The 21,540-nt window shown below is 66.1% G+C and carries 20 protein-coding genes; 7 read left to right on the top strand and 13 right to left on the bottom strand.

Features of this window, described 5'->3' with window-relative positions; translation table 11 throughout:
- Positions 1–34: 34 nt before the first annotated feature.
- The 4 genes from ybaL to F9K07_RS13665 all read right to left on the bottom strand — a co-directional run bounded on the left by ybaL (position 35) and on the right by F9K07_RS13665 (position 5,862).
- On the bottom strand, positions 35–1,753 hold the full coding sequence (gene ybaL / locus F9K07_RS13680; protein WP_159593950.1) for a YbaL family putative K(+) efflux transporter: 1,719 nt from the start codon (positions 1,751–1,753) through the stop codon (positions 35–37).
- Between the two features lie 236 nt (positions 1,754–1,989).
- Positions 1,990–2,727, bottom strand: coding sequence for an acetoacetyl-CoA reductase (gene phbB, locus F9K07_RS13675; protein WP_159593948.1), 738 nt, complete (start codon positions 2,725–2,727; stop codon positions 1,990–1,992).
- Positions 2,728–2,810: 83 nt separating this feature from the next.
- The gene (locus tag F9K07_RS13670; RefSeq protein ID WP_159593946.1) at positions 2,811–3,989 is read right to left on the bottom strand and encodes an acetyl-CoA C-acetyltransferase; all 1,179 of its coding nucleotides are present in this window, start codon (positions 3,987–3,989) and stop codon (positions 2,811–2,813) included.
- 31 nt (positions 3,990–4,020) lie between these two features.
- Positions 4,021–5,862, bottom strand: a complete 1,842-nt coding sequence (locus F9K07_RS13665) for a PHA/PHB synthase family protein (RefSeq protein WP_236581956.1) — start codon at positions 5,860–5,862, stop codon at positions 4,021–4,023.
- Between the two features lie 131 nt (positions 5,863–5,993).
- Here F9K07_RS13665 and F9K07_RS13660 point away from each other — a divergent pair, with 131 nt between their 5' ends.
- The gene (locus tag F9K07_RS13660; RefSeq protein ID WP_159593944.1) at positions 5,994–6,317 is read left to right on the top strand and encodes a hypothetical protein; all 324 of its coding nucleotides are present in this window, start codon (positions 5,994–5,996) and stop codon (positions 6,315–6,317) included.
- Here the strand turns inward: F9K07_RS13660 and pgeF are convergent.
- From pgeF to F9K07_RS13640, 4 genes are all read right to left on the bottom strand, one after another.
- The gene (gene pgeF, locus F9K07_RS13655; protein WP_159593942.1) at positions 6,237–7,007 is read right to left on the bottom strand and encodes a peptidoglycan editing factor PgeF; all 771 of its coding nucleotides are present in this window, start codon (positions 7,005–7,007) and stop codon (positions 6,237–6,239) included. The two genes, F9K07_RS13660 and pgeF, sit on opposite strands and share 81 nt — an antisense overlap.
- A 2-nt stretch (positions 7,008–7,009) precedes the next feature.
- Complete coding sequence (gene maiA / locus F9K07_RS13650) at positions 7,010–7,651, bottom strand: maleylacetoacetate isomerase (protein ID WP_159596926.1); 642 nt, start codon at positions 7,649–7,651, stop codon at positions 7,010–7,012.
- 28 nt (positions 7,652–7,679) lie between these two features.
- The gene (locus tag F9K07_RS13645) at positions 7,680–8,783 is read right to left on the bottom strand and encodes an alkene reductase (protein WP_159593940.1); all 1,104 of its coding nucleotides are present in this window, start codon (positions 8,781–8,783) and stop codon (positions 7,680–7,682) included.
- A gap of 207 nt (positions 8,784–8,990) precedes the next feature.
- On the bottom strand, positions 8,991–9,710 hold the full coding sequence (locus tag F9K07_RS13640) for a GntR family transcriptional regulator (protein WP_159593938.1): 720 nt from the start codon (positions 9,708–9,710) through the stop codon (positions 8,991–8,993).
- A 79-nt stretch (positions 9,711–9,789) separates the two neighbouring features.
- Here F9K07_RS13640 and F9K07_RS13635 point away from each other — a divergent pair, with 79 nt between their 5' ends.
- The 4 genes from F9K07_RS13635 (at position 9,790) to F9K07_RS13620 (ending at position 14,566) form a co-directional block, all read left to right on the top strand.
- Positions 9,790–11,169, top strand: coding sequence for a Rieske 2Fe-2S domain-containing protein (locus F9K07_RS13635; protein ID WP_159593936.1), 1,380 nt, complete (start codon positions 9,790–9,792; stop codon positions 11,167–11,169).
- Complete coding sequence (locus F9K07_RS13630) at positions 11,166–12,647, top strand: glutamine synthetase family protein (protein ID WP_159593934.1); 1,482 nt, start codon at positions 11,166–11,168, stop codon at positions 12,645–12,647. The genes F9K07_RS13635 and F9K07_RS13630 overlap by 4 nt, the downstream gene beginning before the upstream one ends.
- A gap of 63 nt (positions 12,648–12,710) precedes the next feature.
- Positions 12,711–13,415 carry a fumarylacetoacetate hydrolase family protein gene (locus tag F9K07_RS13625; protein WP_159593932.1) on the top strand — a complete coding sequence of 235 codons (705 nt, stop codon included), beginning with the start codon at positions 12,711–12,713 and terminating at the stop codon, positions 13,413–13,415.
- A 104-nt stretch (positions 13,416–13,519) separates the two neighbouring features.
- Positions 13,520–14,566 carry a TRAP transporter substrate-binding protein gene (locus tag F9K07_RS13620; RefSeq protein WP_159593930.1) on the top strand — a complete coding sequence of 349 codons (1,047 nt, stop codon included), beginning with the start codon at positions 13,520–13,522 and terminating at the stop codon, positions 14,564–14,566.
- A gap of 86 nt (positions 14,567–14,652) precedes the next feature.
- On the opposite strand, the gene F9K07_RS13615 is transcribed toward F9K07_RS13620, so the two are convergent.
- Entirely contained in the window at positions 14,653–16,203 is a 1,551-nt protein-coding gene (locus F9K07_RS13615) for a hypothetical protein (protein WP_159593928.1), read from the bottom strand.
- Between the two features lie 163 nt (positions 16,204–16,366).
- On the opposite strand from F9K07_RS13615, the gene F9K07_RS13610 reads away from it, so the two are divergent.
- Positions 16,367–16,921, top strand: coding sequence for an NUDIX hydrolase (locus F9K07_RS13610; RefSeq protein WP_159593926.1), 555 nt, complete (start codon positions 16,367–16,369; stop codon positions 16,919–16,921).
- A 7-nt stretch (positions 16,922–16,928) separates the two neighbouring features.
- Here the strand turns inward: F9K07_RS13610 and F9K07_RS13605 are convergent, their stop codons facing one another.
- From F9K07_RS13605 to F9K07_RS13595, 3 genes are read right to left on the bottom strand one after another with little or no spacing between them, the layout of a single operon-like run.
- Positions 16,929–17,261, bottom strand: a complete 333-nt coding sequence (locus tag F9K07_RS13605; RefSeq protein ID WP_159593924.1) for an ATPase with chaperone activity — start codon at positions 17,259–17,261, stop codon at positions 16,929–16,931.
- Positions 17,262–17,283: 22 nt separating this feature from the next.
- Entirely contained in the window at positions 17,284–17,916 is a 633-nt protein-coding gene (locus tag F9K07_RS13600) for a zeta toxin family protein (RefSeq protein ID WP_159593922.1), read from the bottom strand.
- Complete coding sequence (locus F9K07_RS13595) at positions 17,913–18,260, bottom strand: TA system antitoxin ParD family protein (RefSeq protein WP_159593920.1); 348 nt, start codon at positions 18,258–18,260, stop codon at positions 17,913–17,915. The genes F9K07_RS13600 and F9K07_RS13595 overlap by 4 nt, the downstream gene beginning before the upstream one ends.
- Before the next feature lie 87 nt (positions 18,261–18,347).
- On the opposite strand from F9K07_RS13595, the gene F9K07_RS13590 reads away from it, so the two are divergent.
- Entirely contained in the window at positions 18,348–19,025 is a 678-nt protein-coding gene (locus F9K07_RS13590; protein WP_159593918.1) for a DUF1294 domain-containing protein, read from the top strand.
- A gap of 2 nt (positions 19,026–19,027) precedes the next feature.
- Here the strand turns inward: F9K07_RS13590 and F9K07_RS13585 are convergent, their stop codons facing one another.
- A complete protein-coding gene (locus F9K07_RS13585; RefSeq protein WP_159593916.1) occupies positions 19,028–21,367 on the bottom strand; it encodes a YgiQ family radical SAM protein in 2,340 nt (779 codons plus the stop codon).
- Between the last annotated feature and the right edge of the window lie 173 nt (positions 21,368–21,540).

The raw sequence follows: 21,540 nt of genomic DNA, 5'->3' as shown, positions 1-21,540 counted from the left end.
TAGGAGCCTGTTGCCAGGACCTGCCCGGTCGCCTTCAGGCGACCGAGCGGCGAGCGGCGCTGGCCACTTGCGAGTGTTCGAGCACGTAGTGCGTCATCGACTGCGCCAGTTCCTCCTCGCCCAGGAACACCTTGCCGGCCACCTCCTTTTCCAGCAAGGTGGCCTCCTCCTCGCTGTGCGTGCGCACCACGGTGAGGATCTCGGGGTTGAGCGTGCGCGCGGTGGCGATCATCTGGCGCACGTTGAGCGTGTCGGGCGTGGCGATCACCAGCATGCCAGCGCGCGCGATGTGGGCCTGGATCAGCACGGCCGGATCGGCCGCATCACCGAATACGGCGGCAACGCCCTGTTCGCGCAAGCGCTCCACGATGTCGCGGTTCTCCTCGGCCACCACGTAGGGCAGGTGCTGCGCCTCCAGCGCGGCGGCAATGCGCCGTCCCACCCGCCCATAGCCCACCAGCACCACCTGGCGCGAGAGAAACTTTTCGTGCGTGGTCGTGGGCAGCTCGGCCAGCGGATCGTCGCGCTGCTCCAGTCTGCGGGCGAACTCCGAATTCTTGCGCAGCCATTCCTGCAAGGGGTTGATGGCCTTGAACCACAGCGGGTTGGTGGCAATGGAGATGAGCGCGCCGGCCAGCACCAGGCTCTGGCCTTCGGGCGGCAGCAGGCCGAGCGCCGCACCCAGGCCCACCAGGATGAACGAGAACTCGCCGATCTGCGCCAGGCTGGCCGACACGGTCAGCGCGGTGTTGAGCGGATAGCGCAGCGCCACCACCAGCGCCGCCGCCGCCACCGACTTGCCCACGACGATGATCAGCACCACGCCCAGCACCTGCAGCGGCCGCTCGATCAGCACGATGGGGTTGAACAGCATGCCCACCGACACGAAGAACAGCACAGCGAACGCGTCGCGCAGGGGCAGCGACTCTTCGGCGGCGCGGTGACTGAACTCGGACTCGCGCAACACCATGCCGGCGAAGAAGGCACCGAGTGCAAACGACACCCCGAACAGCGCGGCCGAGGCAAACGCGATGCTCACCGCCGCCGCCACCACGCACAACGTGAACAGTTCGCGCGAACCGGTGCGCGTGACCTGCCAGAGCAACCAGGGAAAGACACGCCGCCCCACCACCAGCATCAGCGCCACAAAGCCACCCACCTGCAGCAGCGTGAAACCCAGCGTGCGCCAGATCGAGACCAGGTCGCTATCGGACCCCTTGCCACCCAGGAAACCCGCCAGCGGCGGCAGCAGCACGAGCACCAGCACCATGGCCAGGTCTTCCACCACCAGCCAGCCCACCGCGATGCGGCCGGTGAACGAATCCAGAATGCCCAGGCTCTCCAGCGCGCGCAACAGCACCACGGTGCTGGCCACCGACAGCGACACACCGAACACCAGCGCACTGCCCAGCGTCCAGTCCCACCACCACATGGCCATGGCCATGCCCATGAGCGTGGCCACCGCCATCTGCACCACGGCGCCTGGCAAGGCGATCTTGCGCACCGACAGCAGGTCTTCCAGCGAGAAGTGCAGCCCCACGCCGAACATCAGCAGCATCACGCCGATCTCGGCCAGTTGCGCGGCGATCTCCGCGTCGGCCACAAAGCCGGGCGTGAACGGGCCGATGATCACGCCCGCCAGCAGATACCCCACCAACGCGGGCAGGCGCACCTTGGCCGCCAGAAAGCCAAGGACCAGCGCCAGACCCAGGCCCGCTGCAATGGTGTTGATCAATGAAACACTGTGCGGCATCGGCCGAAAACTCCTGGTCGCGAGAGGTGGTGGGGAGCGGTCGAATTTACACCAGCACTTCTGCGCACAAGCCTCCCGCATCCGAGAGACCTGCACAAAACAAAAAACCCGCCGAAGCGGGTTCTCATGCGAGTGGCGCCAGCGCCCCATCCAGAGGCGACGCCGGTCCGGCTTCGCCGGCCGGCAGTGCTGCCCCCTGGGGGGTGACGCCGCAGGCGGCGCGGGGGGGCTCTCATTCACCCCATGTGCAAACCACCGTTGACCGAGAAGTCCGCCCCAGTGGCGTAGCCGCCCTCCTCGCTCGCCAGCCAGGCAATGATGGATGCGATCTCGCTCGGCTCGCCCAGGCGCTTGACCGGCACCGTGGCCACGATCTTGTCCAGCACGTCAGGGCGGATCGCCTTGACCATGTCGGTGCCGATGTAGCCCGGGCTCACGGTGTTCACCGTCACGCCCTTGGTGGCCAGTTCCTGCGCCAGCGCCATCGAGAAGCCGTGCATGCCGGCCTTGGCGGCCGAGTAGTTGGTCTGGCCGGCCTGGCCCTTCTCACCGTTGACAGAACTGATGTTGATGATGCGGCCCCAGCCCTTTTCCACCATGTCGGCCACGACCTGCTTGGTCACGTTGAACATGGAGTTGAGGTTGGTCTCGATCACCGCGTCCCAGTCTTCGCGCGACATCTTCAGGAACATGCGATCGCGGGTGATGCCGGCGTTGTTCACCAGCACGTCGATGGTGCCGTGCTCGGCCTTGGTCTTGCTGAAGGCTTCGACAGTGGAGTCCCAGTCGCCGACATTGCCGACCGAGGCGTGGAACTCATAGCCCAGCGCCTTCTGCTCGTCCAGCCATTTCTTGAAGTCGCGCGTGGGGCCACAGCCTGCAATGACGGTGAACCCCTCCTTGTGCAGCCGCTGGCAGATCGCCGTGCCGATGCCCCCCATCCCGCCGGTGACGTATGCGACTTTTTTGCTCATTCATTTGCTCCTGTTGCCTTCTAGGCGATGTGGGAGCCGGAAGGCCCTCCCCTCCGGCAATCCGATGCGATTTAACCGTGAATTCAGCGCTCGACCGCGAGGGAAACCCCCATGCCGCCGCCAATGCACAACGCGGCCAGACCCTTTTTGGCGTCGCGGCGCTGCATTTCATGCAGCAGCGTCACCAGCACGCGGCAGCCGGAGGCGCCAATCGGGTGGCCAATGGCGATCGCGCCGCCGTTGACATTCACCCGCGCGGGGTCGATGTCCAGCGCCTTGTTCACCGCGCAGGCTTGCGCGGCGAAGGCTTCGTTGAGTTCGAACAGGTCCACGTCGCTGGTCTTCCAGCCGGCGCGCGCCAGCGCCTTCTTCGACGCCGGCACCGGGCCCATGCCCATGGTGGCCGGGTCCAGGCCGCTGGTGCCGAAAGCGGCAATGCGCGCCAGCGGCTTGAGGCCGAGCGCGGCCGCCTTCTTGGCCGTCATCACCATCACCGCGGCCGCGCCGTCGTTGATGCCGGAGGCATTGCCCGCCGTGACCGAGCCGGCCTTGTCGAACGCCGGACGCAGGCCCGCCAGGGCTTCGGCGCTGGTCTTCTTGTTGATGAACTCGTCGGCGTCGAACACCACCGGGTCGCCCTTGCGTTGCGGAATGCTCACGCCGACGATCTCGTCCTTGAACTTGCCGGCATCCTGCGCGGCACTGGCCTTCTGCTGGCTGCCCAGCGCCAGCGCGTCTTGCGCGTCGCGGCTGATGCCGTGTTCCTTGGCCACGTTCTCGGCGGTGATGCCCATGTGGTACTGGTTGTAGACGTCCCACAGGCCGTCGACGATCATGGTGTCGGTCATCTTCCAGTCGCCCATGCGCTGGCCGTCGCGGCTGCCGTTGAGCACGTGCGGCGAGGCGCTCATGTTCTCCTGGCCACCGGCGATCACGATCTCGCTGTCGCCCCAGGCCACGGCCTGCGCGGCGAGCATGACAGCCTTGAGGCCGGAGCCGCAGACGGCGTTGATGGTGAGCGCCGGCGTTTCCTTGGCCACGCCGGCTTTCATCATGGCCTGGCGGGCCGGGTTCTGGCCCACGCCCGCGGCCAGCACCTGGCCCATGATCACTTCACCGATCGCGTCGGCCGGCAGGCCCGTGCGCTCCAGCAGAGCCTTGATGACGATGCTGCCCAGTTCGGTGGCCGGCGTCTTGGCCAGCGAGCCGCCGAACTTGCCCACGGCGGTGCGGGCGGCTGAAACGATGACGATGTCTTCCATGGGGTCTCCTGCGGGTTCAATAAAAAAGGTTTCAAGCCTTGGCTTTGACATAGCGCCCAGGCGCGGGCTCGATGGCGCTGTACTTCTTCGCTTTGCCATACGCTTTCGGCGCAGCAATTTGCTTGCCAGCCAGGGGCTTGAGCCAGGCGGACCAGTCGGTCCACCAGCTGCCGGGGTGCTCGGTGGCGCTGCTGACCCAGTCGTTCACATCGGCGGGAAACTTGCCCGCCGGGCCGATCCAGTGGCTGCGCTTGTTCTTCGACGCGGGATTGATCACCCCCGCGATGTGGCCCGAGGCCCCCATCACGAAACGCTTCTTGCCCGGGAAGATCTGCGTGCTGGCGTAGGAGCCGCCGATCGGCACGATGTGGTCTTCGCGCGAGCCGTAGATGTAGACCGGCAGCTTGACCTGACGGAAATCGATTTTCTCGCCGCACACCGTGACCTTCCCGGGTTGGACCAGGTTGTTCTCCAGGTACATCTGGCGCAGGTACCAGGCGTAGTACGGGCCCGGCAGGTTGGTGGTATCGGAGTTCCAGTACAGCAGGTCGAACGGCGGCGGGGTTTCGCCCTTGAGGTAGTTGCCCACCACGTAGTTCCACACCAGGTCGTTCGGGCGCAGGAAGCTGAAGGTGGCGGCGAGATCGCGCCCGGGCATGAGGCCGCCGTCGGCGAACTGCATCTCGCGGTATTGCACGAAGTTCTCGTCGATGAACACGTCGAGAATGCCGGTGTCGGTGAAGTCGAGAAACGTGGTGAGCAGGGTCGCGCTGTGCACCGGCTCCTCGCCGCGCGCGGCCAGCACCGCCAGCGCCGTGCCCAGCATGGTGCCGCCCACGCAGAAACCCAGGGCGTTGATGTTCTCGGCGCCGGCGATGTCCTGCGTGACCCCAATGGCCTTGATGACCGCGTCTTCGATGTAGTCGTCCCAGGTCTTGTGCGACAGCGACTCGTCCGGATTGCGCCAACTCACCACAAACGTGCGGTGTCCCTGTTCCACACAGTAGCGGATCAGCGAGTTCTCCGGCTGCAGATCGAGGATGTAGAACTTGTTGATGCACGGCGGCACGAGCAGGAAGGGCCGCTCGTACACCTTGGCCGTGAGCGGCTTGTATTCGATGAGCTGGAACAGTTCGTTCTCGAACACCACCGCGCCTTCGGTGGTGGCCACGTTCCTGCCGACCTCGAACACGCTCTCGTCCGTCATGGAGACATGGCCCTGCTTCATGTCGTGCAGCAGGTTGGCCATGCCCTTGGCGATGCTCTCGCCCTGCGTGTCGATGGCCTTCTTCTGCGCCTCGGCGTTGAAGACGAGGAAGTTGCTCGGCGCGCTGGCGTCGATCCACTGCTGCACCGCAAAGCGCACGCGCGAGCGGGTCTTGGCGTCGCCCTGCACCGCGTCGGCCATGGACATGAGGGTGCGCGCGTTGAGCAGGTAGGCCGCGGCGGTGAAGGCCGCCATGGGATTGGTGCTCCAGGCTTCGGCGGCGAAGCGGCGGTCGCCCGGCGGCTTCACGTGGGGGCCCTGGTTCCACAGGCCGGTGAATTCCTTGAGGTAGTGGTTCTGGATCTCCAGCAACTGGGCCGGATCGAAGCGGACCGCCTGGCCATGGGTGGCCTTGCTGAACAGCTCACCCAGAGCGGGCAAGCCGGGGAATGCCGCGGTGCCCGTGGGCATGGCCATGCCGAAGGGATTGGCCGCGCCAGAAGGTGGCATGAAGGCCTTGAAGGCCGCGAACGGGTCGTGGGCGCCCGCCGAAGCCGCCGCGCCTGGGAAGGCCTGCGCCATCTGCATCCATTGCTGGACCAGGTTCTGCTGGAAATGCTGTGCGTTCTCCAGCCAGTCCGTGGATGGTTTTTTTTCTGACGTCATGCGCTTCTCCCGAGGTATTGCGTGCAGCTTAATATGGGCGGCCCCGTGGAAGCGCTTTCCGGATCTTCCCCAGGGGTTTTCAGGCTGTCTTCCCGCGGTCCGAAATCAGAATCCGGGCTGCAAGGAATGTCGTGTATCTGGTGGTGATCGGTTGGATGTACGTGGTGCTCATGATGTCGGTGGCCGAAGCCAGCAACTCCACGGGCTCTGTTCTCGGCGCCATTGTGACCTTTTTTCTTTACGGTTTGCTGCCGGTTGTGCTGGTGGTTTACCTGATGGCCACGCCGCACCGGCGCAAGGCCATCAAGGCACGCGAGGCGGCCGAGCTGGCGCAGCAGCAGGCACAACGGCAGGCCGATGTCGAAGCCGCGGCCTCAGCCGAGCCAGATGCACGCAGCCATGCGCCCCGTGCTGCCGAGACGGGCGGCGTCGCGCCGGTGCGAAAAGAACCTTGAGGCCTGCGTCACGGTGCACCACTGAGCGCTGCCGTCGTTGCCATGCACGTCGGTCACGCCCACCGCGCTCAGGCGCCGCCGCGCCAGCGCGGGCAGATCGGCCAGGTACTTGTCATCCCCCGTGGGCCAGAAATGGGCGGCCGCGGCGTGGTCCTCTTCCACGAAGGCCCCACATACCTCGGCGCCCACTTCGAAGGCCTGCGGGCCGATGCAGGGCCCGAGCCAGGCCATCACCTCGCCCTCGCCCGCGGCCTCGCGCAACGCGCGCACGGTTTCCTCGATCACGCCACTGAGTGCGCCGCGCCAGCCCGCGTGGGCCGCCGCCACCGCTGTGCCCGAGGCATGCGCCAGCAACACCGGCAAACAGTCCGCCACCAGGATGGTGGCCACCACGCCCGGCCCCGTGGCCACGCAACCATCGGCCATGGTGCCGTTCGCCGTGCTGGGAGAGAGCCGCACGACTTTGGTGCCGTGCACCTGCTGCAGGAACACCGGGCGTGCCGGCGCGGTGAAGGCCGCGAGCCGCTCGCGGTTGCCCGCCACGGCCAGAGGCTCGTCGCGCACGTGGTCGCCGAGGTTGAAGCTGTCGAAGGGCGCCACCGACACACCACCGGCGCGGGTGGTGAACACGGCCCTCACCCCCGGTGGCGCAGGCCAATCGGGCACGAGACCATCAGCGGCCAGCAACATGCTCAGGCCTCGGCGTCCGGACAGGCCGACGGTTGGGCCTTCTGGAATGCGGACAACGCCATGCAGGCGTCGAACGCCGCCATGGTGCGTGGCAGGCCGCTCAGATCGGTGTTGAAGCGCTGGGCGTTGAAGATCTGCGGGACCAGGCAGCAGTCGGCCAGGGTGGGCGTGTCGCCGAAGCAATAGGCGGACTGGGGCTGCAGGGCCAGCTGGCGCTCGAAGGCCGCCAGCCCGGTGCGCACCCAATGGCGGTACCAGACGTTCTTCGGCTCGTCCTCCACCTTGAGTTCCTTCACCAAGTACTTGAGCACGCGCAGGTTGTTGAGTGGGTGGATCTCGCAGGCCACGATCTGCGACAGCGCGCGCACCCGGGCGCGGCCGAGCGCGTCGGCGGGCAGCAGCGCGGGCGCGGGCTGCACCTCGTCGAGGTACTCGATGATCGCCATCGACTGCGTCAGGTGCGTGCCGTCGTCCAGTTCGAGCAGCGGCACCAGGCCTTCCACCGCCTTGTCGGCGAACGCGGGCAATTTGTGGTCGCCACGCGCGATGTGCACGGGCACGTAGTCGTACGCCATGCCTTTGAGCTCGAGCGCGATGCGCACGCGGAACGAGGCCGAAGAGCGGAAGTAGTTGTAGAGCTTCATGCGGCCGAGGATAAACCGCATGCAGCGGCTATGCCACCAAGGCCGGGTAATCGGTATAGCCCTTCTCGCCACCGCCGTAGAAGGTGGACTTGTCGGGCGCGTTGAACGGGCCGCCCTGCTTCAGGCGCGTGACGAGGTCGGGATTGGCGATGTAGCTTTTGCCGAAAGCAACGAGGTCGGCGCCGTCGTTCAAGGCCTTCTTCGCCAGCGTCAGGTCGTAGCCGTTGTTGACCATCCAGGCGGCTTTGCCGCCGGCGGCGTGGTACGCGGCGCGCAAGGTGGCATAGTCGAACGGGCGATCGGCGATCTTGCGGGGGCCGCCGGTCGCGCCTTCAATCAAGTGCACGTACGCGAGGCCCAGCGGAGCGAGCTGCTGCAACACATACGTGAAAAGCGGCTGCGGATCGGCATCGACCACGTCGTTCGCCGGGGTCACCGGCGAGAGGCGAATGCCGGTGCGGCCACCGCCGATGGCGTCCGCCACGGCCTTCGCCACCTCGAGCAGCAGGCGCGCGCGGTTTTCCACCGAGCCGCCGTACGCATCGGCGCGCTGATTGCTGCCGGTCTTGAGGAACTGGTCGATCAAGTAGCCGTTGGCCGCGTGGATCTCCACACCGTCAAAGCCGGCTTCGATGGCCGCCAGCGCGGCCTTGCGGTAGTCCTCGACGATGCCGGGCAACTCTTCGAGTTCGAGCGCGCGCGGTGTCGAGGTTTCGACGAAGGTCGGGATACCGTCCTTGATCAAGACCGTCTTGGTCTTGGCCGCGATCGCCGAGGGCGCGACCGGTGCGCCGCCGCCAGGCTGCAGCTCGGTGTGCGAGACGCGGCCCACGTGCCAGAGTTGGGTCACGATCTTGCCGCCAGCGCGGTGCACGGCGGCCGTCACGCGCTTCCAGCCTTCGATCTGCTCGGGCGCATACAGCCCCGGCACGTCGGCATAACCCTGGCCCTGGTGGCTGATGGCGGTGGCTTCGGTGATCAGCAGGCCGGCGCTGGCGCGCTGTTCGTAGTACTTGGCCATGAGCGGCGTGGGCACCGCGTTGGGCGCGCGGTTGCGCGTGAGTGGCGCCATGACGATGCGGTTGGACAAGGCCAGTTGGCCAGCGGTGATGGGTTCGAAGAGAGCGGTCATCGGGGTACGCCTTGAAAAATCAATTGCCATGGGCTCATGGCAGACGCGTCATTTTGTGCAAGTGCACATGCCGCACGCGAGCGTGCATCGTTCCAGAGGCATCGAGGGACGGCTGCGCCGGCCCAAGATGCCGTCCCCCCCTCGAAGCGCCGAAGGCGCGCTACAGAGGGGGGAAGCCGCGCAGCGGCGCAGAGGGGTGTTTCGAATTCACCCCACGACCAGGCGGATGCCCGGCATGTACTGCTCCGATTCGGCACGCCGCTCCAGCGCCAGGCGCATGTTCATCTGCGCCACTTCGGTGTGCTCGGTGGCCAACGCCTGCGCACGCGCGCTCTCGCCGCGCAGCAGCGCGGCGAACAGCATGTGGTGCTGGCGGTGCGCGTAGAGCATCCAATCGCGGTCCATCGCCACCGCGCCTTGCATGGGCAACATGGCCGAAGCCGGCGCGAACGGCAGCTTGTCGTTCAACGCCACGGCGCGCTGCAGGGCGCGGTTGCCGCAGGCGTCGAGGAGGAGCGCGTGGAAGCGGTCGTTCATCACCGCATAAGCCGCATAACTCTCGATCGTGAGCGGGTTGTCGGCCAGCAGGCGGTCCCCCTCGTCCAGCACGCTCTGAAGCTGGCTCTGCAACTGGCGCGACACGCCATGCTCGGCCACCAGCCGCGCCGCCATGCCTTCGAGGTGGCCGCGCACCGCGATGGCATCGGTCACTTCCTGCGCGGTGAACTGGCGCACCAGGTACTTGCCGGTCTCGTTGGCCTCCACCAGCCCTTCCTGCTCCAGCGTGACCAGGGCCGCACGCACCGGCGTGCGTGACGCGCCCAGACGCTCGGCGAGTTGCTGTTCGGCCAGTCGGTGGCCGGGCTCGAACTGACCGCTCAGGATCAGGTCGCGCAGTTGCATCAACACGGTGTCTTGCAGGTTCATGGCAAAAATGTACACCGAATTTTAAAAACGGGATACCATTTACATACCCCACCCCGTTTTACCGCCGGAGATCTCCCCCATGAAAGCCGAACTCAACCAGCGCCTGACCCAAGTCGGACCGGGCACGCCCGGTGGCGAACTGCTGCGCCGCTACTGGCAGCCTGTCGCCCTGCTGGACGAATTCGACCCCGCGCTGGACCCGCAGATGGCGGTGCGCCCGGTGAAGGCAGTGCGCGTGCTGGGCCAGAACTTCGTGCTGTTCCGCGACGCACAAGGCCGCTTCGGGCTGCTCGACCGCGATTGCCCCCACCGCGGCGCCGACCTCGCCTTCGGCCGCAACGAAGGCGACGGCCTGCGCTGCCCTTTCCACGGCTGGAAGTTCGACGTCACCGGCCAGTGCACCGAAACCCCGGGCGAACCCGCCGGCAGCACGATGTGCACCCGCATCCAGCAACGCAGCTACCCGCTGCTGCAACGCAGCGGTGTGCTCTTTGGCTGGTTCGGCCCCGAAGGCATGACACCCCCGCCCTTCCCCGAGCTCGACTGCTTCACCGCGCCCGAGAGCCACACCTTTGCCTTCAAGGGCCTGTGGCACTGCAACTGGCTGCAATCGCTGGAAGTGGGCATCGACCCGGCGCACGCCTCCTACCTGCACCGCTTCTTCAACGACGGCTCGCTCGACGACAGCTATGGCAAGCAGTTCCGCGGTGCCAGCGCGGGCGACGTGGGCGGCGAGCGCTGGCCCATGACGCGCGTGATGCGCGAGTTTGGCCAGCCCATCATCAGCTTCGAAGCCAAGCCCTACGGCCTGCAGCTGACCGCGCTGCGGCCCATGACCGACGAACTCACCCACGTGCGCGTGACCAACGCCGTGTTCCCGCAGACCTTCGTGATCCCGCTCTCCGAGACCATGACGATCACGCAGATGCACGTGCCGGTCGACGACACGCACAACTACTGGTACGCCTTCTTCACCAGCTTCACCGGCCCGGTCGACAAGGACGCAATGCGCACGCCGCGCCTGCAGGCCGTGACCCTGCCCGACTACATCCCCAAGTCCGGCCGCCACAACCACTGGGGCTTCAACGCCGAAGAGCAGCAGACCCGCACCTACCTCGGCATGGGCGAGGACGACATCAACGTGCACGACCAGTGGGCCTGCGAGAGCATGGGGCCGATCCAGGACCGCACGCGCGAGCACCTGGGCACCACGGACAAGGTGATCGTCACGCACCGGCGCATGTTGCAGCAGGCGATGGATGTGGTGGAACAAGGCGGCACGCCGCCCGGTGTCGCCGACCCCGCCCTGCACGCGTCCATCAGCGGGCCGGACACGGTCGACGGCATCGCCCCCGCGCAGACCTGGCAAGCCTGGTGGCAGGACGAGGTGCGCCACAAGCGCGAAGGCGCGCCCTGGCACGCCGAACGCGCCGCCGTGGAAACGGCGGGCGCGAAATGACCGGAACGTTCGCCGAACGTTGCGGCATCCACGATCACACCCGCGAAGTCGAGTGCAAGCGCGTCGCCAAACTCATTGAATCCAGCGGCATCGAGCTCGTGCGCTTTGGTTGGTGCGATGCGCACGGCATGCTGCGCGGCAAGACCCTCACCGCCAAGGCCGCCGTGCGTGCGCTGCGCGATGGCGTAGGCATGGTGGGCACGCTCATGCTCAAGGACACCGCCGATCGCACGGCCTGGAAGGTGTTCGAGCCCGGCGGCACCGACGATCTGCCCGGATTCAAGGGCGCGGCCAACCTCATGCTCGTGCCCGATCCACAGAGCTTCACCATCCTGCCCTGGCAGGAGCGCACCGGCTGGTTGCGCTGCCAGCCCTGGTTCGCCGATGGCACGCCCGTGCCGCTGGACACGCGGCGCGTGCTGCAGAACGCGCTGGAGCAATTGGGGCATGCCGGCTATGGCCTGAAGACCGGCCTCGAAGTCGAATTCCACATCTACCGCATCACCGACACCCGCCCGCAACTCGACCCCGAGCTCGCCGCCTGGCCCGGCCTGCCGCCGGCGGTGGAAATGATCCACCCCGGCTACAACCTGCAGGCCGACGCGATGATCGACCTGAGCGACGAGCCGCTGCGCATCGTGCAGCGCACCGCGCAGGCGCTGGGCCTGCCGCTGCAATCGCTGGAAATCGAACTCGGCCCGAGCCAGGTGGAAGCGGTGTTCGACGCCACCGACGCGCTGACCACCGCCGACCAGATGGTGCTGTTCCGCAATGGCGTGCGCCAGGCGCTGCGCCGCGCGGGCTACCACGCCACCTTCATGTGCCGCCCGCCGTTTCCGAACATCATGTCCAGCGGCTGGCACCTGCACCAGTCCCTGGTGGACCTGGACAACGGCCGCAATGCCTGCGTGCGCGAAGCGCCGGCCGAGGGCAGCACGCGCGCCGATGCCACCCACACCCTCTCCGCCGCCGGTGCGCACTGGCTCGCGGGACTGCTCTCGCATGCGCGCGGCATGACCGTGCTGTGCACACCCACCATCAACGGCTTCGCGCGCTTTCGCCCCAACGCGCTCGCACCACAGGCCGCGCTCTGGGGGCAGGACAACCGCGGCGCCATGTTGCGCGTGGTCGGTGCGGCCGGCGACAACGCCACCCGCATCGAGAACCGCGTGGGCGAGCCCGCGGCCAACCCGTACCTCTACATCGCCGCGCAGATCCACGCCGGGCTCGACGGCCTCGCGCGCGCTGTGCTGCCGCCACCGGGGACCGATTCGCCCTACGCGGCGGACCATCAGAAGCTGCCGTCTTCGCTGGGTGAAGGGCTCGATGCGCTGCGCGCGGACACGGCCTTGTGCCAGTCCCTGGGCGAGGAAGTGGTGCGCTACTTCTGCCGCATCAAGCAAAGCGAACTCGAGCGCCACGCGCAGGCCGAGGACAAGACCGACTTCGAACGGCGCGAGTACTTCGCCCGCACCTGAGCCAGGCCACGCACCCCATGGCAAACTGACACCCCCGAACCACCACGCGAGACCAGGGCATCCATGTCAGACAGTCGCTTCACCTTCACCCCTCCCGCCACCGTGAGCGTGCCTGTCGTGGGCCGCGCCGAGCGCTTCCCGGTCCACCGCATCTACTGCGTGGGCCGCAACTACGAAGAGCATGCCAAGGAGATGGGCTTCACCGGCCGCGAACCGCCGTTCTTCTTCCTCAAGCCGGCCGACGCCATCGTCGTCGTCGACGCCGGCCAGACCGCCACCATTCCCTACCCCAGCCTTACCGCCAACCTGCACCACGAAATCGAACTCGTGGTCGCCATTGGCACCGGCGGCAGGAACATCAAGGCGGCCGACGCCGCGAAGCACATCTATGGCTACGCCGTGGGCCTGGACATGACGCGGCGCGACCTGCAGAACGACATGAAGAAGCAGGGCCGCCCCTGGTGCATCGGCAAGGCCTTCGATGCTTCTGCGCCCATCGGCCCCATCACGCCCACCGCGCAGGCCGGGGAGGTCAACCAAGCCCCGATCTGGCTGCAGGTCAACGGCGCCGACCGCCAGCGCAGCACCGTGGCCAAGCTGATCTGGAGCGTGGCCGAAACCATCGAACATCTCTCTGCCGCCTGGGAGCTGCAACCGGGCGACCTGATCTACACCGGCACGCCGGAAGGCGTGAACGCGGTGGTCGCTGGCGACCTCATGCAAGGTGGCGTGGACGGCCTCACGCCCATTGCGGTGAAGGTCGCCTGAAGCCCGCCGATTCGCGCCCATTCAAGGGTAAGACCTGTGGTAGCGCCAGCGTGGGCTGGCGTAATCTGCTCTCATCTTTCTATCCCTTTCAGGAGAGCCTTCCGATGATCCAGCGCAGAACCCTGCTCCAATCCGGTGCCGCCGTTGCCCTGGGCGCACCCGCGCTCACGGGCCTGGCCCAGCAGAGCGTCACGCTCAAGTTCCACACCTTCATGGCGCCACAGTCCAACGTGTGGCTCAACATGCACAAGGCCTGGATGGACAAGGTCGAGAAGGACTCGGGCGGGCGCATCAAATTCGAAGCCTACCCCGCCATGCAACTGGGGGGCACGCCGTTGCAGCTGTTCGACCAGGCGCGCGACGGTGTGGTGGACATCTCCTGGACACTGCCGGGCAACACCCCGGGCCGCTTCCCACGCACCGAGGTGTTCGAGCTCCCGTTCATGATGAACAACGCCGAAGCCACCTCGCGCGCGTTCTGGGAATACATCACCACGATGGCGCCCGACGAGTACAAGGAAATCCAGCCCATCGCGCTGCAGGTGCACGGCCCCGGCATGTTCCACATGCGCAGCAAGCAGGTGAAGACCGCAGAAGACCTGCGTGGCTCCAAGGTGCGCGGTCCCACGCGCCAGATCACCAAGATGCTGGGCTACCTCGGTGCCATCCCCGTGGGCATGCCTCTGCCGCAGATTCCCGATGCGCTGTCCAAAGGCGTCATCGATGGCTGCGTGATCCCCTGGGAAGTGGTGCCGTCGGTGAAGGTGCACGAACTCACCAAGTTCCACAGCGAATTTGCACCCGCCGGGGGCGCGCTCTACACCACCACCTTCGTGATGGGCATGAACAAGGCCAAATACGCGTCACTGCCGCCGGACCTCAAGGCCATCATCGACAAGAACTCCGGCATCGAAACCTCGGGCTGGCTGGGCAAGGTGCAACAGGCCGGCGACGCTCCCGCGCGCGCGCAGGCCGTCAAGCAAGGCAACAACATCTACACCATCCCGGCGGCCGAAGCGCAGGAGTTCAAGCGCAAGGCCCGTCTGGTGGAAGTGGAGTGGGTGCAGGACATGGACAAGCGCGGCTTCGACGGCAAGAAGCTGCTGGAGACGGCCAAGGCCCTGATCGTCAAGCACGGCAAGAAGGCTTGAGGACCGTTTCTGCACAGACAAAAAAACCGGGCACCTGCCCGGTTTTTTTACGCAGCGCTCTTGCTTCGAATCGATGACACCCCGCTCTACAGCGCATTGCCCAAATTTTGATCGATCCAACGAAGTACAAAGATGTTCAATGGGTTGACCGAATCGTCGGCTTCCCACTCCAACAGTAGCGATTGAATTTTTTCTCGCATGGAAACAAGCTGGTCTCGGGGGACATCGTCGCCAAGGGGATAGGACGGCATCGTGGTCATGGCGTGGGCGAATAGTTTCTTGGCCGATTTTCGGACCTCGCGCACATCCACCGGGTTCACGAGAAGCGCGACACGCATACGCGGGCCCGCCTGCGTGCGCACCCGCAGTGCAGCTTTGGCGGCGTCGCGAAATGCCCGCACAGACGGGTTGTCTCGATGGTCGAGCAGAATCGCGCACTTTTGCAGAATGCTCTCGATCGACGCGAAGGGCTGATCGGCCAGATGCTCGTCCATCGATCTGGATTGCTGTTGGGCGAACTTCATCTTCAAAGCCAGTGTTGTGAAGCGACTCTTGACGTCGACCTCATGCAGATCGTTGAGCTCTGTGCAAATGTCGCGCATGCGCAGCTCGTATGACAGAAATGTGTCGGGCTGCTCCTCCATGTGCTGCTGTACGTAAAGGCGCGCCTTCTCACGGTATTGGCAGTAGTCCACAAAGGCCGTCAGGCTCTGCGATGGCTGTGCCATGGCGGCATAAGCCCTCACTGACTGATGCAGATCTTGGTAGTGGCGGTTGGCCACCGGTTCGGGCAAGTACGCCTCCAGAGCCGTCACGCCCTCCGGAATTTGAGACAGCACCTCCGCAATGGCCGAAGTGTCTCGCTGTTGCAGTGCGTCCAAGAGTTGGTCACGCAAGGACGTCCGCCGAAGAATCTCCTGCGCATTGCGCAGTCCCAGCGGGGATCGTTCCAACTCAGGGGCTTTGGGCGACTTCGGCGCACGCGTTGCCGAAGATTCCTTCGTGGTCATGGTTTGCGACTCCCCACGCTTGCGGCCCGTGGCATCGTCATGCGCCACGGTGTCCGTACGCGCGCTCGTGGTGTCGCTCTGCGGCAATCCCGCTTCCAACAGCTTGGCATGAGCCTCCCACGCCTCGGCCACCCAATGCAGCATCTGATTGCAATCGGCGCTCCTCGAAAATTCTTGCAGGCGACCGGCAGCATCTTTCAATTGCCGCAACAGTCCTGCTGCTTGCGCGCGGTCCGTCACGTCCACCTCATCGAAGCCCATGTAGAGATGCAGCGCATGGGGCTCGTTGCCGTCACAGGTCCTCTTGTTTTCTTTGCACAGCTGCTTGAGGAATTTCTCGACCAGATCGAGATTGGCCTTGGCTCCTTTGTGAAGCTCCGCAGCCAGCTTGTTGCGAGCCATGGCCACTGGTGTACTGGTGGCGCGTCCCATGCCCGCCCTCCCAGCCTCTGCGTCGTCCACCGCATAGAAGAGTGTCGAACCGCCGGCCTTGAGCGCACCGTGAACACGGCTCAGACCCTTGCGCCCAGAGCCTGCGGCGATGGTCTTCCAGGGGATGCCGATGTCTTTTACCGAGTCAGGGGATACGGGCTTGTGTGTGGGTCGCGTGACGTTGACCTGGGCCATGGGGTGATTTCTCCGGGCGGTGGGGTGAACGGAAAACAAACCAGCAGGTTGGCGCGCGATGCAACCCGGCCTTCAGTTGTCGCGGTCTGTAACCCGTCAAATTCCAGGGTTCCCAGCCGCTTTCAATGCTGGATCCGTCGGTGAAACTCAGTAAACTGCCGCGATGCTGCGCTCCCCTGCCAAACACTGCCGCGACTGCGGTACCGCCGTCGACATGCGCCTGCCCGATGACGGCGACACCCGCATCCGCGCCGTCTGCCCCACCTGCCATCTCGTGCACTACGACAACCCGCTGATCGTGGTGGGGACAGTGCCGGTGTGGGGCGATGCCGCTGACCGCGTGTTGCTGTGCAAGCGCAACATCGAACCGCGTTGGGGTAAGTGGACGCTGCCGGCCGGCTTCATGGAACTGAGCGAAACCACGGCCGAGGGCGCGGCACGCGAGACCGACGAAGAGGCCGGAGCGCAGTACGAGATCGGCGACCTCTTCACCCTGATGAACGTGGCGCGCGTGGGCCAGGTGCACATGTACTACCGCGCCCGCTTGCTCAGCGACCAGTTCAACCCCGGCCACGAAACCATCGAGGCGCGGCTCTTCACCGAAGAGCAGATTCCCTGGGACGAGATCGCGTTTCGCACCGTCAAGGAAACGCTGGAGCGCTACTTCGCCGACCGTCGATCCGGCCGCTTCGGCTTCCACGCCTTCGACATCGCCTGAACGCGCCTCAGGCGTCGCTCGTCCGCTGATTCGGTGGACCAGGCGCTCGCCAATCGAGCAACTCGGCCAGCCGCCGCACCACCCACCCCGACTCGGCCTCGCTCACCACCGTGGGTTCGACGCGCAGGCCCTGTTGGCAGCGTGCGAGCACATCGTCTTCGGTGATGCCCAGGCCGAACTCCATCTGGCGCGCGGTCTCGGTGAGCATCTGCGCCATGTCCTCGCACAGCTCGTAGCGCGCGGCCAATTCGGCGCGCGGCAGGCTGGGTTTCTGACGCCCGGGCGCGAGGTAGAGCTCGATGAAGGACGGGGGGATTTCGATCTGCGATTCGTCGGACATGGGCGCACTGTAGAGAGACGGTTCAATGGGGGTTGGCGGGAGGCACGTCGGCCAACAAGCGCTCTGCCCAAGCGGGCCAGCGCACCGGGTTCTTCCAGCGCACCGCCCCGCTTCGGCAGCGTGCCACCAGGCGCGGTGGCTGCACGACGCGGTTGCGCGGACCCGAGGTGTCATACAGCAGCGCCATGTCGACCAAACCAACGGCTTGCGCCAGGTTGGCCAGGGTGCGGGGGTAGCGCGCCAGGATGCGCTCCGGTGGCACGCTGTGCCCGCCTTCGAGCTCACGCTGCTGCACACGCGCCAGCAGATGCCGGGGGTCGTCCACGCAAACCACCAGCAAGACGACGGCAAAACCCGCCGCCTTGGCGGCCTTGAGCAATTCCAGCTTGGAGGGGTGGGAGAACACCGTCTCACTGACAAAGGAGTCGCCTGCGGCCAGACAGGCCGCACGGCGCTCGTCCGCCCATTGGCGTGCCATCTTCGAGCGCTTGACGGGATGGGTGACGTGCTGCAAGTGCGCCGCTTCGTACAGATCGGCGTTGACGAACTCGGCCTCCTGCGGAATCAGGTCGGTGGCCAAGGCGGCCCGGTACAACGTGGACTTGCCGGCCCCGTTGGGACCGGCCAGCAGATAGAAGACGGGCTGCAGGCTCACGCAGCGCGACGGGCTGCCGTGGTCTTGTGGCGGTTGCTTTGCACGGTATCGCGCACGGCCTGGGCCAGGCGACCATTCGACTCCGCGGCAAGAAAGCGGGTTTCGATCGCATCCATGGGGTCGGCCGACTCGGCACGCTGTGCCTGGACGTCGTACCGGGCGATGGCCTCGCGCGCTTCAAGGACGGTCAGGCCGGTTTCTTCGGCGATGCGGCCCAAGGTGGCCCAATATTCGATCTGGCCCGCCACCGAGCGGCGCTGGGGTTGTGCCGCTTCGCGCGCCTGCCGCACGAGCCCGGCGGGCAACTTGACCGAGGAAAATGCACTGCTGCTGGTCGACGACATGAAAATCTCCTGGTTGGCGCATTTTGCGCCATTTGGGATAGCATCGCAACCCAGCGGCCATTCCATTGACTAGGTAGGTACCCGATCATGAAAAAACAGGGCACCGTCGTGCGTTGGGACAGCGAGAAGGCCTTTGGCTTCATCCGCTGCCCCGACATTCCCGCCGACGTCTTCTTCCATCTGCGCGACTACAGCGGCCCGGCCAAGCCCAGCGAGGGCTTGAAGGTCATGTTCGAGGACATCCACGTGGGCGGCAAGGGGCCGCGTGGGCTGTCGGTCGAACCGGCGCGCAACACCATCGTCCCTGCGGCGCCCGTGCAGCCGCCCCCCATGCCCGCCGAAGCCGCGCTGCTGCCGCCTCGGCAGGCGCCGGCGCGCTCGCGCTCGCAATGGCAGAAGAAGCGCGAAGAGCGTCCCTTGTGGATCGGCCTGGCCCTCATCGGATTCTGGCTGCTGCTCTGGCTGGTGGGCATCGGCATGGGCCGCTTCCCGTGGGTGATCCTCACGGCGGTGGTGCTGCTCAACCTGGCCACGTTCTATTTCTACTGGCGCGACAAGGACGCGGCCGTGAACGACACGCTGCGAGTGCCCGAGCAACAGTTGCACGCGCTGGCGGTGGCAGGTGGCTGGCCGGGCGCGTGGTTCGCGCAGCAGATCCTGCGCCACAAGACCGTCAAGCAACCGTTTCGCGCGGTCTATTGGGGCACGGTGGCGGTGAACATCGGCGCGTTGCTCGGCTGGCTGCTCTGGCCAAGCCTGCGATAGCGTCAGCGCGGCTTTCGTTTGCCCGAGGCAACAGGCTTGGCACCGCTCACGCGCGGCGGCAGCCCGGTGTGCTGCGTCAGCAGGCTGCCTTTGCGCGGCGCACTGCCGCTGCCACCCTTGCCCACCGGCGTGCTGTTCTTGCGCCGCGCGCTCTGGTAGCTGCCATCCGTCATGGGCTGGAAGGTGGGGATGAGGTGGTGCTTGCCGTTGCCGATGAGATCGGCGCGGCCCAGGGTTTTCAGCGCCTCGCGCAGCAGGGGCCAGTTGTTCGGGTCGTGGTAACGCAAGAAGGCCTTGTGCAGGCGGCGGCGCTTGTCGCCGCGCACGATGTCCACGCGCTCGGCGCGCTCGTCGCGGTGAATGCCCTTGAGCGGGTTCAGGCTGGTGTGGTACATCGCCGTCGCGGTCGCCATGGGGCTGGGGTAGAAGGTCTGCACCTGGTCCGCCCGAAAACCGTTCTTCTTGAGCCAGACCGCGAGGTTCATCATGTCCTCGTCGCTGGTGCCCGGGTGCGCGGCGATGAAGTACGGAATGAGGTACTGCTTCTTGCCCGCCTCCTCGCTGAATTTCTCGAACAGCTGCTTGAAGCGGTCGTAGGTGCCGATGCCGGGCTTCATCATTTTCGACAGCGGCCCGCCCTCGGTGTGCTCCGGCGCGATCTTGAGATAGCCGCCCACGTGATGCTGCACCAACTCCTTCACGTACTCGGGGCTCTTCACCGCCAGGTCGTAACGCAGGCCCGAGCCGATCAGGATCTTCTTGATGCCGCGCAGTTCGCGCGCGCGGCGGTAGATCTTGATCAGCGGGCCGTGGTCGGTGTGCAGGTTGGAGCAGATGCCCGGGTACACGCAGCTGGGCTTGCGGCAGGCGGCCTCGATCTCGGGCGACTTGCAACCGAGGCGGTACATGTTGGCCGTGGGGCCACCCAGGTCGGAGATCACCCCGGTGAAGCCTTCGACCTTGTCGCGGATGTCTTCCACTTCCTTGATGATGGACTCTTCCGAGCGGCTCTGGATGATGCGGCCCTCGTGCTCGGTGATCGAGCAGAAGGTGCAGCCGCCGAAGCAGCCACGCATGATGTTCACGCTGAAGCGGATCATTTCCCAGGCCGGGATCTTGGTCGCGCCGTCGTGCTGGCCGTGTTCGTCGGCATAGGCCGGGTGCGGGCTGCGCGCGTAAGGCAGGTCGAACACGTGGTCCATCTCGGCCGTGGTCAGCGGAATCGGCGGTGGGTTGATCCACACGTCGCGTGCGGTCGCGCCCTCGCCGTGCGCCTGCACCAGCGCGCGCGCATTGCCCGGGTTGGCTTCGACGTGCAGCACGCGGTTGGCATGGGCGTAGAGCACGGCGTCGCTGCGCACCTGTTCGTAGCTCGGCAAGCGGATCACCGAGCGATCGCGCGGCGGCACCCTGAGCTTGCCCTTGCCTTGCAGCGCGGGGTTGGGCACGAACTTCAGCGTCTGGATCGCCGGGTTCGCTTCGGCCGGGGCCACGCCTTCGCCCTCTTCCTTTGCACAGGTCTGACCTTGCGACTGCGCCTGCTCGCTCGTCGTCATGTAAGGGTTGATGTGGCTGTCCACACGCCCCGGCGCATCCACCTCGCTCGAATCGATTTCGATCCAGCCCTCGGCCGTCGGGTCGCCCGGCCGGCGCACGAAGGCCGTGCCGCGCACGTCGGTGATGTGCTCGATGGGTTCGCGCGCGGCGATGCGGTGCGCCACCTCGACCAAGGCGCGTTCCGCGTTGCCATACAGCAGCAGATCGCACTTGCTGTCCACCACCACACTGCGGCGCACCTTGTCGCTCCAGTAGTCGTAGTGGGCGATGCGGCGCAGGCTGCCTTCGATGCCGCCGAGCACGATGGGCACGTCCTTGAAGGCTTCGCGGCAGCGCTGGCTGTACACGATGGCCGCGCGGTCGGGCCGCTTGCCGCCCACATCGCCCGGGGTATAGGCGTCGTCGCTGCGGATCTTGCGGTCCGCCGTGTAGCGGTTGATCATCGAATCCATGTTCCCGGCGGTCACGCCCCAGAACAGGTTCGGTTTGCCCAGCGCCTTGAAGGCCTCGGCGCTTTGCCAGTCGGGCTGGGCGATGATGCCGACCCGGAAGCCCTGCGCCTCCAGCACCCGCCCGACCACGGCCATGCCGAAGCTGGGGTGGTCCACATAGGCGTCTCCCGTCACCAGAATGATGTCGCAGCTGTCCCAGCCGAGCTGTTCCATTTCGGCGCGGCTCATCGGCAGGAAGGGCGCGACGCCGAACCGCTTGGCCCAATACGGGCGGTAGCTGGTGATGGGCTTCGCGGCGCGCGCGAAGAAGGAGACGTCGAGGGGGGCGTTCATGGGGGCTGGCACAGACCCGGAGCGCGGGCGCGTGAAAACCCGTGATTTTACCGGCCGCCCCCGTTTCAGGGCGCGTTCAGGGCTACTGAGTGCCCCCGCGTGTCCAGGCCTATTCCAGCAGAGCGTCAAAAAATGTTTCCAGCTGTGGCCGCCCGTGCGCCGCGCGTGTGCCG

Source organism: Hydrogenophaga sp. BPS33 (assembly GCF_009859475.1).
Lineage (GTDB): Bacteria > Pseudomonadota > Gammaproteobacteria > Burkholderiales > Burkholderiaceae_C > Hydrogenophaga.
Note: the sequence above shows the minus strand (reverse complement) of the source record. Positions and strands in the feature narration are given on the sequence as shown.